This window comes from Pseudoxanthomonas kalamensis DSM 18571 (genome assembly GCF_010211745.1).
In the GTDB taxonomy this organism is placed as follows: domain Bacteria; phylum Pseudomonadota; class Gammaproteobacteria; order Xanthomonadales; family Xanthomonadaceae; genus Pseudoxanthomonas_A; species Pseudoxanthomonas_A kalamensis.
Genome location: NZ_PDWQ01000003.1, coordinates 280,651 through 298,162 on the forward strand (window position 1 = coordinate 280,651; position 17,512 = coordinate 298,162).

11 protein-coding genes and 1 pseudogene are annotated in these 17,512 nt (G+C 64.0%); 5 read left to right on the forward strand and 7 right to left on the reverse strand.

The window, feature by feature from the left end; genetic code table 11:
• Positions 1–18: 18 nt before the first annotated feature.
• The 7 genes and pseudogenes from CSC70_RS07715 to CSC70_RS07745 form a co-directional block, all read right to left on the reverse strand.
• Positions 19–813: a ferredoxin--NADP reductase gene (locus CSC70_RS07715; protein WP_162456086.1), complete on the reverse strand. Its 795-nt coding sequence runs from the start codon at positions 811–813 to the stop codon at positions 19–21.
• A 98-nt stretch (positions 814–911) separates the two neighbouring features.
• A complete protein-coding gene (locus CSC70_RS07720) occupies positions 912–2,084 on the reverse strand; it encodes a formylglycine-generating enzyme family protein (RefSeq protein ID WP_211369448.1) in 1,173 nt (390 codons plus the stop codon).
• Positions 2,085–2,107: 23 nt separating this feature from the next.
• On the reverse strand, positions 2,108–3,136 hold the full coding sequence (locus CSC70_RS07725; RefSeq protein WP_246189353.1) for an HAD family hydrolase: 1,029 nt from the start codon (positions 3,134–3,136) through the stop codon (positions 2,108–2,110).
• A 24-nt stretch (positions 3,137–3,160) separates the two neighbouring features.
• Entirely contained in the window at positions 3,161–4,741 is a 1,581-nt protein-coding gene (locus CSC70_RS07730; protein ID WP_162456087.1) for an arylsulfatase, read from the reverse strand.
• 394 nt (positions 4,742–5,135) lie between these two features.
• Positions 5,136–6,599, reverse strand: coding sequence for a pseudouridine synthase (locus CSC70_RS07735; RefSeq protein ID WP_162456088.1), 1,464 nt, complete (start codon positions 6,597–6,599; stop codon positions 5,136–5,138).
• A 217-nt stretch (positions 6,600–6,816) separates the two neighbouring features.
• Positions 6,817–7,390 (reverse strand): annotated as a pseudogene (gene scpB / locus CSC70_RS07740) (SMC-Scp complex subunit ScpB); the annotation flags it as partial.
• Positions 7,391–7,477: 87 nt separating this feature from the next.
• Positions 7,478–8,389 carry a segregation and condensation protein A gene (locus CSC70_RS07745; RefSeq protein ID WP_162456089.1) on the reverse strand — a complete coding sequence of 304 codons (912 nt, stop codon included), beginning with the start codon at positions 8,387–8,389 and terminating at the stop codon, positions 7,478–7,480.
• A 315-nt stretch (positions 8,390–8,704) separates the two neighbouring features.
• Here CSC70_RS07745 and CSC70_RS07750 point away from each other — a divergent pair, with 315 nt between their 5' ends.
• The 5 genes from CSC70_RS07750 to CSC70_RS07770 all read left to right on the forward strand — a co-directional run bounded on the left by CSC70_RS07750 (position 8,705) and on the right by CSC70_RS07770 (position 17,476).
• Positions 8,705–9,004, forward strand: coding sequence for a YciI family protein (locus CSC70_RS07750; protein ID WP_162456090.1), 300 nt, complete (start codon positions 8,705–8,707; stop codon positions 9,002–9,004).
• Between the two features lie 100 nt (positions 9,005–9,104).
• A complete protein-coding gene (gene bglX / locus CSC70_RS07755) occupies positions 9,105–11,393 on the forward strand; it encodes a beta-glucosidase BglX (protein ID WP_211369449.1) in 2,289 nt (762 codons plus the stop codon).
• A gap of 275 nt (positions 11,394–11,668) precedes the next feature.
• Positions 11,669–12,700: a LacI family DNA-binding transcriptional regulator gene (locus tag CSC70_RS07760; protein ID WP_162456091.1), complete on the forward strand. Its 1,032-nt coding sequence runs from the start codon at positions 11,669–11,671 to the stop codon at positions 12,698–12,700.
• A gap of 105 nt (positions 12,701–12,805) precedes the next feature.
• A complete protein-coding gene (locus tag CSC70_RS07765; RefSeq protein WP_162456092.1) occupies positions 12,806–15,784 on the forward strand; it encodes a TonB-dependent receptor domain-containing protein in 2,979 nt (992 codons plus the stop codon).
• A 165-nt stretch (positions 15,785–15,949) separates the two neighbouring features.
• Positions 15,950–17,476, forward strand: a complete 1,527-nt coding sequence (locus tag CSC70_RS07770; protein WP_162456093.1) for a tryptophan halogenase family protein — start codon at positions 15,950–15,952, stop codon at positions 17,474–17,476.
• Positions 17,477–17,512 lie beyond the last annotated feature (36 nt).

Consider the following 17,512-nt stretch of genomic DNA (forward strand, 5'->3'; position numbering starts at 1 on the left):
GGGGCAATCTAGCACGGTTTACTTCTCGACGAAGGCGCGCTCGAACACGTATTCGCCCGGGCTGCCGATCCGTGGCGCGGCACTGAATCCTCGCCCGTCCAGCAGGCTGCGGAAGTCGGCGAGCATCTGCGGGCTGCCGCAGATCATGGCGCGGTCGTGCGCCGGGTCGAGCGGCTCGATGCCCAGCGTGCGCATCATCTCGCCGCTGGCCATTAGGTCGGTCAGCCTGCCACGGTTGCGGAAGTCCTCGCGGCTGACCGCCGGGTAGTACAGCAGCTTCTCGCGGATCGTCTCGCGCAGCAGTTCGTGCTGGGGCAGTTCCTTCTCGAAATAGTCGCGGTAGGCCAGATCCTTTTCGTGGCGTACGCCGTGGGTCAGGATCACCTTGTCGAAGCGTTCGTAGGTTTCCGGGTCCTTGACGATCGACAGCCACGGCGCCAGCCCGGTGCCGGTTCCCAGCAGGTAGAGGTTGCGGCCGGGGTGCAGGTCGCTGATCAGCAGGGTCCCGGTCGGTTTGCGGCCGATCAGGATCGTATCGCCGGGGCGGATGTGCTGCAGGCGCGAGGTCAGCGGGCCGTTGGCCACCTTGATGCTGAAGAATTCCAGCTGTTCTTCCCAGTTCGCGCTGGCGATCGAATAGGCGCGCAGCAACGGCCGCGACGAACCGTCCGGTTGCGGAGTCTCCAGACCGATCATCACGAACTGGCCGTTGTCGAAACGGAAGCCGTCGTCGCGGGTGGTGGTGAAGCTGAAGTAGTCGTCGGTCCAGTGGCGGACGTCGAGCACCGTCTCGGTGCCGTAGGCAGAGGCCATGCGGGTCTGGGAGGGGGAGGAAATCAGCCGTGAATTGTAACTCAACCCAGCAAGGTTCCCGGGGGGCACGAGGCCCCGGATCCCGCGTCTGCAGACGCTCAGCGCGGGTCCTGCACCAGCCGGAAACCGAGGTGGTTGGTGCCGGACGAAGGCTCGCCCTTGCCACGGGTGCCGATCATGTAGCGCGAACAGTACTGCTCGGTGCAGAGGAAGGAGCCGCCGCGATGGACGCGCTTCGGGATACCCGGCTCATCCGGGTCGTGAGAAGAATCAGGGCCATGGGGGTCGCGCGCGACGCCGGCAGCCGCGAGGTCGCGGTAGTAGTCCGGACGGTACCAGTCGCTGGTCCATTCCCAGACGTTGCCGGCGACGTCGTACAGGCCGTAGCCGTTCGCCGGAAACTGCGCGACCGGCGCGATGCCGCCGTGCGCATCCGCATGGGTGTCCTCGTTGGGGAAATGGCCCTGGTGGGTGTTGGCCATGTATTTCCCGTCGACGAGAAATTCGTTGCCCCAGGGATAGAGCGCGCCGGAGAGCCCGCCGCGTGCGGCGAACTCCCATTCGGCCTCGGTCGGCAGCCGCTTGCCGGCCCAGCGTGCGTAGGCTTCGGCGTCCTCGTAGGCGATGTGCACGACCGGGTAGTCCTGGTGCCCTTCGATATTGCTGTCCGGGCCCAGCGGATGCCTCCAGTCGGCGCCGCGGACATACGACCACCAGCGATAGAACGAATCGAGCGGCACCTCATGGTCGGGCGGCGAAAACACCACCGAACCCGCGACCAGGTTTTCCGGCGGCGCATCGGGGAAGTCCTTGGCGCTTGGCGCGCGTTCGGCGACCGTGACATGGCCGGTCGCCTGCACGAAACGGGCGAACTGCCGGTTGGTGACTTCGGTGGCGTCCATCCAGAAGCCGTCCACGGCCACGCGGTGGATGGGCCTGGAGTCCGTGGTCGCCTGCATGCCGACAATGTTGGCGTCGCGGCCCAGCGGATCGGCGGCGCCCATCGAGAACTCGCCGCCGGGGATCCATACCATGCCTTCGGGCGCGGGTCCGGGCGCGGGTGCCATGTTCGGCACCGTGGGTTCGAAGCCATCGGCTTGGGTCGCCGGGGCAGCGTTCGCCTCGGCGGTCGGTTTAGGCGAATCCTGCCGGTGCATCAGCAGGGCGAAGCTCAGCCCGGCGATGGCGCTGGCGACGATCACCAGCAGGGTGGGAAGCCGGGAGCGGGGCCTGGATTCGGACCCGGGCTTGGACTTTGGCTTGGACTTCATCGGGCGTGCTTCCGTAGGGGGCCTTATTGGGCCGGGAAGACAACCTTCCAGTCCTGCTTCATGTCGACGACGGTCCAGCCCTTGGCGTGCGCCTCGTCCAGACCGAGGTCGAGCTTGCCGATATGGGACTGGCGATCATAAGCCCATTCGCGCTGCTCGTCGGTGTGATGGATGTAGGTGCACAGCCGGGCTCCCGGTGCCGCACAGGTCCATTGCAGCATCTGCAGGTCGCCATCGGAGTTGCCGAAGGCGGCAATCGGGCGCCGGCCGATGTGGCGCTGAATGCCGACCGGTTTGCCGGCCTTGTCGTCGTTCAGCACCAACTCCGGGAGCTTGCGCAGGGTGTACTGGCCGTTCTTGTCCTCGAACGCCAGGCCGCCGCTGGTGCCGACCACCTGCTCGGGCGGGATGCCGTAGACCTGTTCGCTCCAGGGGCGCATGAAATCGATGCCGCCGCCGGAGACGATGAAGGTCTTGAAGCCGTTCGCACGCAGGTATTCGAGAAGCTCCAGCATCGGCTGGTAGGTCATCTGGGTGTAGGCCGCGCCGGTTTTCGGGTGGCGCGCCGTCTCGATCCATGCGAGCACGTCGTGGCTGAACTCGTCGGTGCTCATGCCGGCATGGGGCGCTGCGAGCAGTGCCGCGACTCCCGCCTCGCCGGATGCCATGACGCCCTGCATGTCGCCCGCGAGCAGGGACGCGAACGGCTCGGTCGTATTCCACTCCGGATGCTGCGGCGCCATTGCCTTGATCTGGTCGATGATGAAGGCCAGCTGCGTGTAGACGGGTTGCTCGGCCCACAGGGTTCCGTCGTTGTCGAACACGGCGATACGTTCGGGCACCGGCACGAAATCCGGCGACCCCTTTGTGGTCACCCGCGCGACGAATTCGATGACAGCCTCCTTCGGCGCGGTATCGTTCCAGGATGGCAATGGACCAGCATCCGGGACCATGGCGCATGCGCTGGCCAGTGCAGCGATGCAGGCCGCAAGCAGAATGGGCTTCTTCATGGGCGATTTTCGTGCATGTCGCAGAAAAGAACGACGGGGCAAGGCCTCGCCGATGTTGCTGCCGGATCAGTTGCCGCCACTCATGGAAGTGATGCGCCGGACTTCTTCTTCAAGCCCGCCCAGGCTCCAGTCGCCCGGCATCTGGCTTGGCGGATAGTCCTTCATCGTTTTCAGGAAATTTGCGGCAGCCATCTGCATCGGCACGGCAAGATAAGTGCGGTCAATGGCCCAATCCTCGTAGGTGTTGGAGCCGGTCTTGGCCTTCTCGAACGGGTCGCGGCGCAGGTTGTAGACGTTGGGGGCGCGCAGCACGGTGAACGGTTCCTTCCATATTTGCAGTCGTTCGGCGTTGTTTTCCAGATAGGTCTCTTTCCAGTCACCGACGCGGATAGCGGCAATCTCGCCGCCGTCGTTGACGTAGATGAATTCATTGCGCGGTGATTTCTGGGTCTTGCCGGACAGGTAATCGAGCAGGTTGTGGCCGTCGATGTAGTTCCGGTAGCGGCGGCCGTTGAGCGTCACTCCGGATTTGAGCTGGGCGACGATGTTGGCGTTGCCGCCGACGGCGGCAAAGGTGGGTAGCCAGTCTTCGTGAGCCACGATGCCATTGAGGGTCGTGTCGGCGGGGAAGTGGCCCGGCCAGCGTACAAACGCCGGAACCCGGTAGGCACCCTCCCAGTTGGTGTTCTTCTCGCCGTGGAACGGTGTCGTGCCGGCATCTGGCCATGTGTTGTAGTGCGGGCCATTGTCTGTGGAATAGAACACGATGGTGTTGTCGGCGATGCCAAGGTCGTCGAGCAGCTTCAGTAGCTCGCCGACGTGGCGGTCGTGTTCGACCATGCCGTCGTGGTACTCGTCGCCGCTGGGGCCCGAAATGCCCTTGTGGTCTTCGCGCACGTGGGTGCGGAAATGCATGCGCGTGGCGTTCCACCAGGTGAAGGCCGGCTTGCCGGCGCTGTTCTGGCGCTTGATGAAGTCCATGGCCTTGGCCAGGGTCTCGTCGTCCACCGTTTCCATGCGCTTCTTGGTCAGCGGGCCGGTGTCCGTGCAACTCTGCTTCCCAGGGCCGGTGGTCTTGCAGTCCAGCACACCACGCGGACCGAAGGTCTGACGGAAGGTCTTGCCGTTGGCCAGCATCAGGTCGCCCGGGTAGTCGCGGTTTTCAGGTTCTTCCTCGGCGTTGAGGTGATAGAGGTTGCCGTAGAATTCGTCGAAGCCGTGCATTGTCGGTAGATGCTCGTCGCGATCGCCCTGGTGGTTCTTGCCGAACTGGCCGGTGGCGTAGCCAAGGCTTTTCATGACCGTGGCGATGGTCACGTCGGTCTTTTGCCAGCCTTCTTTCGCGGCAGGCATGCCGACCTTGGTCATGCCGGTACGCAGCGGAACGCTGCCATTGAGAAATGCGGCACGACCGGCAGTGCAGCTTTGCTGGCCGTAATAGTCGGTAAAGCCGACACCCTCTTCGGCAATGCGATCTATGTTGGGCGTCCGGTAGCCCATCATTCCACGATTGTTGTGACTGATGTTCCAAGTGCCGATGTCATCTCCCCAGATGACGAGGATGTTCGGCTTGGCATTCTGGGCGAATGCGAACGACGGAATCGCTGCAACGATTACTGCCAAGGCAATAGCACGCAACACGTTCATGATCCAGGTTCCCCATGGTTTTCAGGCCATGTCTCCAAAGTCCTTGAGAACCCGGAAACGAAAGGCCCGTGTGGTGATCAAAAGGCGCCATCCATCAATTTGCAATGTGATAATATATCACTATAAATGTGACAATATATCAAGCATTGATGCGAGACAAGCTCCATTGATCAACGGTTCCACGGGGAGCAGCTTTGCTGGGGATCAGGGAGATGAGGCATGGCACGGCATGCGGAAGCGTGTGGTACCACGATTGCATCGACGACTTGCAGACTGCACGCACAACATCACGCACAGCATTAATGAGTCGAGGGTTAGCTCGATCTCTGCCGTGATGTCTTACCGAGGGCGACGAATCAAGCTCCGCGAGCACACGGAGCTATTTAAAGCCGGATCAGCCGCGCTGACCTGACCCACTGCCACGAGGTCCTCCGCGACGACCGCCCGGACGCGGGCCGGTTTGCTTGTTTCCCGGACGTCCTTGTGGGCGGGGGCCGCGCTGTCCATAAGGGGAGTGCCCCGGGGTGGCGTGGTCGGAAGGGAAGTTGGGCGCGCTGTCCGGATGGCCGTAGGGGCGGGCGGCCCGTTGCGGCTTGCCGCTTCCCTGGCCTTGCCCCTGGCGCTTGCCGCCGGCGCCGGGCTTGCCGCCATAGGGCTTCTTCGCGCCGCCGGGGCCGGCATTGCGGTGCCCCGACGGGCCGGTGGCCACGCCTTCGGGCACGTACCAGGAGCGGAAAGCGGCCGGGTTGCCATCCGGCAGCGGCTTGGGGCCCTTCTGCTTGCGCTGCTTGAACGGTTTCTGCGACTGCTTGGCTGCGGCTTCGCCGCTGACGGTCAGGCCGCCGTGTGGTTTCTTGCCGCGACCGCGGCCGCGGTCTTCGCGGACATGGTCGAAGCGGCGCAGTTCGCGGCCTTCGTCGGCGGTGTTGTGACCGTTGACATAGGCGCTGCCGCTGCGGCCGCCGCCGACGTGCACGGTGGCCTTGGCCGCCTTGCGCTGGCCGATCACCGGCAGCAGGGTCAGTGCGGCGGGGGCGCCGTCTTCAAGCCCCAGAGCCTTGCGCAATGCCTGCACCTGCGGGTCGGACAGTTCCTGCGACTGACCACGCAACAGCGGTTGCGGCAGGCCGATGCTGCCGTAGCGCACGCGCTTGAGGCGGCTGACCTGGCAACCCTGCGATTCCCATAGCCGGCGCACTTCGCGGTTGCGGCCTTCCTTGACCACCACCCGGAACCAGTCGTGCGAATCGGTACCGCCGATGCGTTCGACCTCGTCGAACCTGGCCGGGCCGTCGTCCAGCGCCACCCCGCGGCGCAGGCGGTCGACTAGGTTGTCCGGCACGCTGTCCTGGCCTTCCGGCGCGCGCACGCGAACCACGTATTCGCGTTCGACCTCGTGCGAGGGATGCATCATCGCGTTGGCCAGTTCGCCGTCGGTGGTCAGCAGCAGCAGGCCGGTGGTGTTGATGTCGAGGCGGCCGATGGCGATCCAGCGCGCGCCCTTCAGCGCGGGCAGGGCATCGAAGATGGTCGGGCGGCCTTCGGGGTCTTCGCGCGTGGTCACTTCGCCTTCGGGCTTGTTGTAGATCAGCACGCGCGAGGGTTCGGTCAGCGCGCTGGCGACGAAGCTGCGGCCGTCCAGTTCGACCTTGTCGCCGCCCTTGACCGACATGCCGGTCTGCGCGACTTCGCCGTTGACCCGGATCAGGCCGTCGGCGATGCGTTGTTCCAGCGCCCGGCGCGAGCCCAGGCCGGCCTGGGCCAGCACCTTGTGCAGGCGTTCTTCCAGGCGCGGGGCCTCGGCGGATTCGGTGGCGTCGCGTTTCAGCGACAGTTTGTTGCGGGGAGGGGTGCTCATGCGTTGTGCTCCTGTGCCGCGCGCGCGAATTCGTCGTCGGCGTCCTCGGCGGGTGTTTCGGGGGCTGCCTCGGCGGCAGCGATGTCGTCGGGATCGATCGCCGGATCGTCGCCGGCGATATCGGCGGTCATGACCGTCGTTTCGGTGTCGATGTCGGTGTCGGCGTCCGCCGTCGTGTCGTCATCGATATCTGTGGCGTCGGCGACGGCCACGCCGCCGGCCGGGGTCGGAGCGTCGTCGCCGAACAGTTGCGGCTCCAGTTCGCCGATGTCCTTCAGCTCCGACAGCGGCGGCAGCTGGTCCAGGCTCTTCAGGCCGAAATAGTCGAGGAAACCCTTGGTGGTGCCCAGCAGTTCCGGGCGGCCCGGCACGTCGCGGTGGCCGACCACGCGGATCCACTCGCGCTCTTCCAGCGCCTGGATGGTGTTGCTGCTGACCGCCACGCCGCGAACCTGTTCGATCTCGCCGCGGGTGATCGGCTGGCGGTAGGCGATCAGCGCCAGCGTTTCCAGGGTGGCGCGGGTGTACTTGGTCTTGCGCTCGGTCCACAGGCGGGCGATCCAGGCATGCACGTCGGCCTTGACCTGGAAGCGGAAGCCGGAAGCGACTTCCACCAGTTCCACGCCGCGCTCGGCGCAGGATTCGCGCAGGTGTTCCAGCGCCTGTTCGACGCTGCCGGGCGGGGCCGGCTGTTCTTCGGTGAACAGGCCGTGCAGTTGCACCAGGGACAACGGCTGGTTGGCGGCCAGCAGTGCGGCTTCGACGATGCGGTTGATGAGTGGTTGGTCCATGCGTCGGTTCGTGGTTCGTATGTCGTGGGCGGATGCCCGGATGCAGGGTGTCGGTCGGGCGCCGGGTCGCGGCGTCATCGTCGCCGCTCAGGCGGCGTCATCGTTGGCCGGGTCGGCGTCGTCGAACTCGCTGGAGAACTGCAGCGGTTCGTTGGTGTTGTTCAGTGCCAGCGACTTGACGTAGATCGGCGCCAGCGGCGCTTCCTGGACGATGTCCAGCAGCTGTTCCTTGGCCAGTTCCAGCAGGGCCAGGAAGGTCACCAGCACGCCCTGCTTGCCTTCCTCGGCCGAAAAGATCGACTCGAAGCGGTGGAACTTGCCGTCCTGCAGGCACTCCAGTACGTCGCTCATGCGCTGGCGCACGCTGAGCGCATCGCGACGCACCGCATGGCCGCCGAACAGTTCGGCGCGCTTGAGCACGTCGTGCAGGGCCAACAGCATCTCGCGCAGATCCACCGGTGGCGGCAGCCGGACCACGGCGCGGTCGGGCACGAAGGCCTGCACCGGGGCGGTGTCGCGTTCCTGCCGGGGCAGGGCGTCCAGGTCCTCGGCGGCCTGCTTGTAACGCTCGTATTCCTGCAGGCGGCGGACCAGTTCGGCGCGTGGGTCGCCTTCCTCGCCGTCCTCGCTGACCGGGCGCGGCAGCAGCATGCGCGACTTGATCTCGGCCAAGATCGCGGCCATGACCAGGTATTCGGCGGCCAGTTCGAAGCGCAGCTCGCGCATGACCTCAATGTAGTCGACGTACTGGCGGGTGATCTCGGCGACCGGGATGTCGAGGATGTCCAGATTCTGCCGGCGAATCAGGTACAGCAGCAGGTCGAGCGGGCCCTCGAAGGCCTCCAGGATCACTTCCAGCGCATCCGGCGGGATGTACAGGTCCTGCGGGACCTGCAGCAGCGGCTGCCCATGCACCACCGCCAGCGGCATTTCCTGCTGCTGGGGACGCGGAGCTTCGGCAGTGGGCGGGGTCGCGTCGGGCGCGAGTTCGGAAGTCATCTACAAAAGATCGAAGCCGTGGTACGGGTATTGCGACGAAAGCGGCGGCAAGTCGTGGCGCCAACGGCCGGGCATGCCCCTCGCATGCGGTACGGCCGGCGCTGCCGGGGCAGCGGCACAAACAACGGACAGGTCGCTGTGCGTGGGGCGGGAAAGGGCGGTCGGAGTGTCGGGAATGGCGGCCGGAGGGCCGCTTCGCGACAGGCCGCTGCTGCCGGCCACGCTGATGGTTCGGGAGATTACCGTGCGTGCGGGCCGGCTGTCCAGCTGGGGCGCCTACAATGTTCAGCCCCGCCATCACCCCCGGAACCGAGCATGTGGTACGCCATCGAAGGTCATGACGCTGCCGACAGCCTGCAACGCCGCCTGCAGGCGCGTGTCGATCATCTGGCCCGGCTGGAAGCGTTGCGCGACGCTGGACGCCTGCTGGTGGCCGGCCCGTGCCCGGCGATCGACGCCCCCGACCCGGGCCCGGCCGGGTTCAGCGGCAGCATCGTCATCGCCGAGTTCGAATCGTTGCAGGCCGCCCGCGACTGGGCCGATGCCGACCCCTACGTGGCCGCCGGCGTCTATGCCAGGGTCGATGTGCGGCCGTTCCGCAAGGTGCTGCCCTAGCCGTTCCGGCGACTGCGGCGAAATGCCGCGACAGGGATTCCCTCGACCCATGTAAACGTTTACATTCCCCGCATTCGACATCGACGACTGCGGAGGGGCAGTGAAACATTCGACCCATGCCAGGCGGGCGGGCATCGCGCGCGCACTGATTCCGTTGCTGCTGCTCGCCGGCGGCCTGGCGCAGGCCAGACCGCAGGGCGACGAGGCCGCCGTGGTCGAATCCCTGATCGGCCGGATGACCTTGGACGAGAAGCTCGGCCAGCTGAACCAGCCGCCGGGACCGGACAACCGGACCGGGCCGGAGGCCGAGGCCGGTGGACTGGATCAGGTGCGCAGGGGCGAGGTCGGTTCGTTCCTCGGCCTGCACGGCGCGGCGCGTACCTGCCAGTACCAGCACGTGGCGGTGGAAGAGACCCGGCTGGGGATTCCGCTGCTGTTCGCCGGCGACGTCATCCACGGCTTCCGCACCGTGTTCCCGCAGTCGATCGGCGAGGCGGCGACCTTCGACCCGGCGGCCGTCGAGCGTTCGGCGCGGATCTCCGCCACCGAGGCCGCGGCGCACGGTCTGCACTGGACCTTCGCGCCGATGGTTGATGTTGCCCGCGACCCGCGCTGGGGGCGCATCTCCGAAGGCTCGGGCGAGGACGTTTACCTTGGCAAGGCATTGGCACGCGCGCGAGTGCGCGGCTTTCAGGGTGGCGACCCGGGGCCGGCGCTGGAGCAGGCGCTGCGCCGCGACGACACTGTGCTGGCGACGGCCAAGCATTTCGTCGCTTACGGCGCCGCCGAGGCGGGCCGCGACTACAACACCACCGACATGTCCGAGCGTGTGCTGCGCGAGGTCTACCTACCGCCGTTCCGCGCCGCGGTGGAGGCAGGCGCGGGTTCGGTAATGGCCGCGTTCAACGACCTCAACGGCGTGCCGATGCACGCCAACAAGTCGCTGATTGAAGACGTGCTGCGCAAGCAGTGGGGCTTCGACGGCATCCTGGTCAGCGATTACACCGGCGTGTGGGAGTTGGTGAAGCACGGTGTGGCCGCCGACGAAACCGACGCCGGCGTGCTGGCGCTGGAGGCGGGCGTCGATATCGACATGGTCAGCGACATCTATCGCCGCAAGCTGCCCGGGGCACTGCGCGAGGGTCGGGTGACGATGGCGCAGATCGACGAGGCCGTGCGCCGCGTGCTGCGGGCCAAGTACCGGCTGGGCCTGTTCGAGGACCCGTATCGCTACTGCGATGTCCAGCGCGAAGCGCAGCGGACGCTGACCCCGGAGTTCCGCCAGGCCGCGCGCGAGGTGGCGCGCGAGTCGATGGTGCTGCTGAAGAACGAAGGCAATGTGCTGCCGTTGTCGAAGGACAAGATCCGCACGCTGGCGGTGATCGGTCCGCTGGCCGACTTGGGCAAGGCCATGATCGGCAACTGGGCCGGCGATGGCCGCCCGGACGAGGCGGTCACGCCGCTGCAGGGGCTGCGCGAGGCGCTGGGGCCGGAGGTCCGCATCCTGCATGTCGGTGGGGCGCAGATCGAGGGCGACGACCGTTCCGGTTTCGACCAGGCGGTGGTGGCAGCCAAGCAGGCCGACGCGGTGGTGATGTTCCTTGGCGAGCATCCGGACATGAGCGGCGAAGCCAGCAGCCGTACCCGCCTCGACCTGCCCGGCGTGCAGTCGCAGTTGGCGCTGGCCGTGCAGGCGGTCGGCAAGCCGACGGCGGTGGTACTGCTGAACGGCCGGCCGCTGACGATCAACACGCTGCAGGAAAACCTGCCGGCGATCTTGGAGGCCTGGTATCCGGGCGTCGAGGGCGGCCGCGCGATCGCCGACGTGCTGTTCGGCGACTACAACCCGGCCGGCCGCCTGCCGGTGTCGTTCCCGCGCACGGTCGGGCAGGTGCCGCTGTACTACGACCACAAGAACACCGGGCGCCCGATCCGCTTGAATGCAAACGGTACCGAGGAGAAGTACACCTCGCGTTATCTGGATTCGCCGAACACGCCGCTGTATCCGTTCGGGTACGGATTGAGCTACACGCAATTCCGCTATTCCGCGCCAAAGGTCAAGCACCCGACCCTGGTCGCCGGGCAGGCGCAGCAGGTCGAGGTCACGGTCAGCAATATCGGCTCCCGCGCCGGCGACGAAGTGGTGCAGCTGTACCTGCGCGACGACGTCGCCAGCATCTCGCGGCCGGTGCGGCAGTTGCGCGGGTTCCGGCGCATCCATCTGGAACCGGGGCAGTCGCGCACGCTGACCTTCGTGCTGGAAGCCGAGGACATGGCCTTCCTCGATGCCAACCTGAAAAGCACGGTCGAGCCGGGCACGTTCACGGTCTTCGCCGGCGGCAGTTCGGAGGCCGAGCAGGAGGCGAAGTTCGAGGTGAGCGCGAAGTGAGTGGAGGCTAGCGTCGAAGCGAAGATCGCTGGCATGGCGATCGCTTTGCCGGCACGGGCCGGAGCGCGCGCGAAGTACTATCCGTTTGCGTCGACTGATTCGGTACGGGCATGTCTCAATGTTGCAAAGCAGCAGAAAACTTGATGCGGAATTTAAATGCAAGTAACTGAAATACAACAATTTTCAGGCTCCAATAACACTCGCTTTACATCCTTCGCTGAAAACGTTTACAGTTCGCCCACCCCAGTCGAAGGCATCACCGCGGAGGGGCGGCGATGACACGTAGCAGCACCGTCACCATCAAGGATGTGGCACGCGAAGCCGAGGTCTCGGTGGCGACCGTGTCGCGCGCGCTCAACGGACACGGCAACGTGGCCGAAGAGGTGCGCAAGCTGGTGCTGGCCACTGCGAAGCGGTTGCGCTACCAGCCACATGCCGCGGCGCGCAGCCTCAGCAGCCGCCGTACCCAGACCATCGGCGTGGTCCTGCCCGACCTCTACGGCGAATTCTTCTCGGAACTGATCCGCGGCATCGACCAAGTCGCGCGCGCGCGCCGCCAGCATTTGCTGGTTTCCAGCTATCACGGCCATCCGGAAGAGCAGAGTGAAGCCCTGCGCACGATGCGCGGTCGCGTGGATGGCCTGCTGGTGCTGTCGCCATATGCCGATCGTCCCGGCTTCCTGACCGAAAACCTGCCTGCCGCCTTGCCGGTGGTGCTGATCAACACCCATCTGCCGAATACCGCCTATCCGGTGCTGAACATTGACAACCACGGCGGTGCCATGGCGATGGTCGAGCATCTGGTTCAGGCCGGCCACCGGCGGATCGCCTTCATCGGCGGGCCGGAAGGCAACTTTGACGCCGGCGAGCGTCAGCGCGGCTATCTGGAAGCGGTGCAGGCGCTGTCGCCGGGCAACGCGCCGTGGGTGCTGGAAGGCGACTTCAGCGAGGCGTCCGGCTACGAGGCGGGGTGTCGCCTGCTGGCTTCCGAGCAGCGTCCGGATGCGGTGTTCGCCGCCAACGACATGATGGCGCTGGGCTGCCTGTTCGCGCTGAACGAGGCCGGCCTGCGGGTGCCCGAGGACATCGCACTGGCCGGCTTCGACGACATTCCGCTGGCCAGGTTCGTGCATCCGCCGCTGACCACGATCCGCATCCGCATCGCCGAACTCGGCGCCGGCGCGATGGAGTGCCTGCTGGACATGGTCCAAAACGAGGGAGAGTCCGCACGGCCGACGATGGTCGCCGTGCCGGAGCTCATTGTCCGCAGCTCCAGTACAGGGAGGGCACCGGTCGACAGCAGCTGAGTCCATCCCCCGCGTATTTTTTTCTCCGTTGATGTAACCGTTTTCATACCCCGTAGTACAGATTTGCCCTGCAGTACGGATTCTCGACCCTGGGAGGGGAACACCATGAAGAGCAAGAAGCCGAACCACCGCCGTCCGACCCGCAAGCTGCTGACTTGCGCGCTGGCCAGCTGCCTGATGCTGAGCGCAGCCCCCGTAGCGTTCGCGCAATCATCCAATGCGACCCTGCGCGGCCATGCGCCGACCGGTGCCGAGGTGACGGCGACCAATACCGAAACCGGCCTGACCCGGCGGGTGACCGTCGGCGCGGACGGCAACTACGCTCTGGTCGGCCTGCCGCCCGGCACCTATCAGGTCGATGCCGGTCCCGGCACCGAGCAGACGGTCAAGCTGGCGGTGGCGACCTCGGTCAGTTTGGACCTGGGCACCGGTTCCACCACGCCTGCGGGCGATGCGACCACCCTGGCCACGGTTTCGGTGACCGCGCCGCCGCTGCAGGAAGTGAAGACTTCCGAGGTCGGCACCAATGTGTCGTTGAAGCAGATCAGTACCGTGCCGCAGTTGACCCGCAACTTCCTGGAATTCGCCGATGCGGTTCCGGGTATGCAATTCAATACGGCCTCTAACGGTAACGCGTCGATCCGCGGTGGTGCGCAAACCACCAGTGCGGTCAATGTTTACATCGATGGCGTCGGGCAGAAGAGTTATCTGTTTGGAGGCGTATCGGGGCAATCGGGAAGCGCCGGCAACCCGTTCCCGCAACTTGCCATCGGCGAATACAAGGTCATTACTTCCAACTACAAGGCCGAATTCGACCAGGTTGGGTCGGCGGCGATCATTGCGCAAACCAAGTCCGGCACTAATGAGTTTCATGGCGAGGTGTATGGCCGCCATACTGATTCGAGTTGGCGGGCAAGGACTCCGGCTGAAACCCAGCCCGGCAAGGACAAGCCGAAGACGCACCAGAACGAGTATGGCTTCGCGCTTGGTGGTCCGATCATCCAGGACAAGATGCACTTCTTCATCAGCTATGAAGGCAAGGGCTTCGTGATTCCGGTGGATCCGGTTGCTACGGGCCAGAACATCGCCGGTATCGAACAGTATCTCCCGGCTGGAGTGAACGGAAAACTGGGTCCGGCTACGCGTCCGTTCAATGAAGATCTGTACTTTGGCAAGATCGATTGGGACATCGGTTACAACGATCGATTGGAGTTGTCGGCCAAGCTGCGTCGCGAGGATGCCCGTGACAACATTGGCGGCACCAATACGGCAGATGCCTCCCGGAATTTCAAGAACGACGAGGATCGCTTCGATCTGAAGTGGCAGCATTATGGCGAGAGTTATCTGAACGAGTTTGGAGTTTCCTACGAGAAATCGTTCTACAACCCGACGGCGTACAACATTGGAAACCGGGCGATCTATACGTTGGGAACAGACCAGACCAAGGTCATCCTGAGCGATGGGGCCGCCAGTGGTCTGGGTATCCAGAACAAGGGCCAGGATGGCTTCTCGATCAAGGATGACATCACCTTCAACTCCATCGAGTGGTTCGGTGATCATGTGTTAAAGGCCGGAATCAAGTACAAGGAAGTGGACCTGACGCAGAGCGAAAACTCCGTCCTTAATCCATCGTTCTATTACGCGGTTTATGAAGGTATCGGTACAGATACGACTCCGTACCGCGTCCAGTTCAACTTGCCCTATGTGGGTGCCACGCCTTCAGTGACTACCAAGGACAAGCAACTGGGCATCTACTTCCAGGACGACTGGAACGTAAACGAGCATCTGCAGTTGAATCTGGGTCTGCGATGGGATTACGAGGAAATTCCTTCGTACCTGAATTACGTGACGCCAGATGCCGTAATAGATGCTTTGACTGGCCCAGGTACGGATCCATCTGTCAGCGCGACTTATGCGGAACAGTTGGCCAAGGGTGGCATCGACATCAATGACTACATCAGCAATGGTCATAACCGCAAGGCGGACAAGAACAATTTCGCGCCTCGGTTGGGCTTCTCGTACGACATCAACGGCGACGAGGCGCATGTGATCTTCGGCGGCATCGGTCGCAGCTACGACCGCAACCTCTACGACTACATGGGCCTGGAACAGGTCAAGTCGGCCCTGGCCGCTTATACGATCCTGTTCTCGGACACTTCGGGGTGCACGCCGGCTCCGAATGCCTGCGCACCGTTCGATCCATCATATCTGGAAGGTGCGGAGGCACTGGCCAGCCTGGTGGATGCGAAGGGACGTCAGGGTGAAGCCGATCTGATCAACAACGACATAAAGACGCCGTATTCGGACCAGTTCTCCCTCGGTATGCGTAACCGGGTGGGGGAATGGAATACTTCCGCTGCGGTAGCCTATATCCACAGTAAGGAAGGCTTCGTGTTTACCTTGGGTAACCGCTATCCCAACGGCGACTTCTTCCAAGGTGGCTCGCAGCCCTGGGGACACTCGCCGCCGGGGATGGGTGGCAGCTTGATCATCGGCAACAATGGCATCGAGACCAAAACCACGCAGTTGCTGCTCTCGGCTGAGAAGCCGTATAGCAAGGAGAGTGGTTGGGGCGTGACCGCGGCGTATACCTATTCACATGCGAAGGGCAATCGTGGTGGCGATGAGCATTACGCATTTGACGGTGCATTCATCGGGGATTACCCGTTTATCGATCTGGCTGCCGTGCCTGAGCACCGTCTGGTGCTGACCGGCATCTATGACCTGCCGTGGGAAATCACCGCATCGGCCAAGGTCATCCTGGCTTCGCCTCCGCCCTTCAACGGTATTGCATCCGGGTCCTATTTCGATGGTATCCCGCGCCCAGTAGCGGTGGATGCGCCTGGAACCTTCGGTACTCGTGAAGTCGATCTGTCGTTGTCCAAGGACATGCTGATCACGGACGACGTGACCGTGCAGGTGCGCGCGGACCTGATCAATGCCTTCAATTACGACAATCTGAGCTCCTACAACGTGAATTGGGGGAGTGGAGGCGTTTATGACCCGTCGATAACCTACAACCGTTATGGCGCCCAGCGTACGCCTCCTCGTACCCTGTTCATGAGCGTGCGGGTCATCTGGTAATTGTTGTAGTTGTTTGACGCATGGATATGGCGAGCCCCATTTGACCGGGGCTCGCCGATGGCTCCAGTCGGGTGTGGCCTGTCGGGTATTGAGTTGTTTGTTGCTGCGCGGGCATGTGCAATTCGAAGGGGCTGCGCCTCATATCAGTTCGGGCGATGATTGGGCATGAGTAATAATTCGATCCGTTCCATCGTCATCGTCGGCGGAGGTACGGCCGGCTGGATGAGTGCGGCTGCTTGCGCGAAGGTGCTTGGGCCGGATTATTCGATTCGCCTGATCGAATCGGAGGTCATTGGCACGGTGGGTGTCGGCGAAGGGACGGTGCCGTACATCCGTTCCTTCAACAGCATGTTGCAGATCGACGAGGCGGATTTCGTCCGCAATACCCAGGGTTCGTTCAAGCTGGGGGTGCAGTTTCGCGACTGGCGCCGGATCGGGGATACCTACATCCACGGTTTTGGCAGCGAGATCGGGCGGGCGCTCGGCTCCTTGCCGTTTCACCAGTACTGGCTCAAGGCTGCCCGCATGGGTGTTGCGAACAAGGATATCGGTGCCTATGTGCTGAGTTCGCTTGCGGCATCGCAGGACAGGTTCATGGTGTCGGCCAGCGATGTGCCGCCGGAATCGCCGCTGGCGAACATCGCCTACGCCTATCACTTCGATGCGGGACTGTATGCGCGATACCTGCGCGGCTATTCCGAGGTGAGGGGTGTTCGCAGGACCGAGGGTCGCATTTCGAAAATCGAGGTCGATCCTGGTAGCGGTTTCGTGCAGGTGGTTGTCATGGAGGACGGCGAAAGCATTCACGGCGATCTTTTCATCGATTGCTCGGGATTCCGTGGCCTGCTGATCGAGGAAACCCTGGAGACCGGCTACATCGATTACGGAGACTGGTTGCCCTGTGATCGCGCTTGGGCGGTACCGTCGGCGAATGTCGGGCCGCTGCAGCCGTATACGCGGGCAACTGCACGCGAGGCCGGCTGGCAATGGCGGATTCCGCTTCAACACCGGACCGGTAATGGGTACGTCTATTCCAGCCGTCATGTCAGTGACGACGAGGCGGCGGCGACCCTGCTGAAGCATCTCGACGGACCAGCACTGGACGAGCCGCGCCAGCTGCGCTTCGCCACCGGCCGACGCAGGAAATTCTGGAACCGCAACGTCGTCGCGATTGGTTTGTCAGGCGGATTCATGGAGCCGCTGGAGGCGACCGGCATCTATCTGATCCAGTCGGGCATCGCGAAGCTGCTGGGCCTGCTGCCGCGTGAGGGAATGCCAGAGGCGCTGGCGAACCGGTACAACCTGCAGATGGGATTCGACTTCGACCGGATCCGGGACTTCCTGATACTGCACTATCACGCGACCGAGCGCGACGACAGCCGTTTCTGGCAGCAATGCGCCAACATGGATATCCCGGAGGAATTGAAGGACGTCATTCGCCTGTTCAGGGATAGCGGCCGCTTCTACCGCAATGGCGAGGAGATGTTCGCGGAGATGAGCTGGATCCAGATCATGCTGGGGCAGGGCATCGTGCCCGGGGACTACCATCCGCTGGTTGATCGGTTGCCTGCGGAGGAACTGGCGAAATACATGACCAGCGTCGGCAACACCATCGAGAACTGCGTGGCTGCGATGCCGCCGCTGCAGGCGTTCATCGACCGTCATTGCAAGGCGCCGGCGGCGGCGATGTGATGCCGGCACGAAATTTTTCCCGCATGCGAATACAAG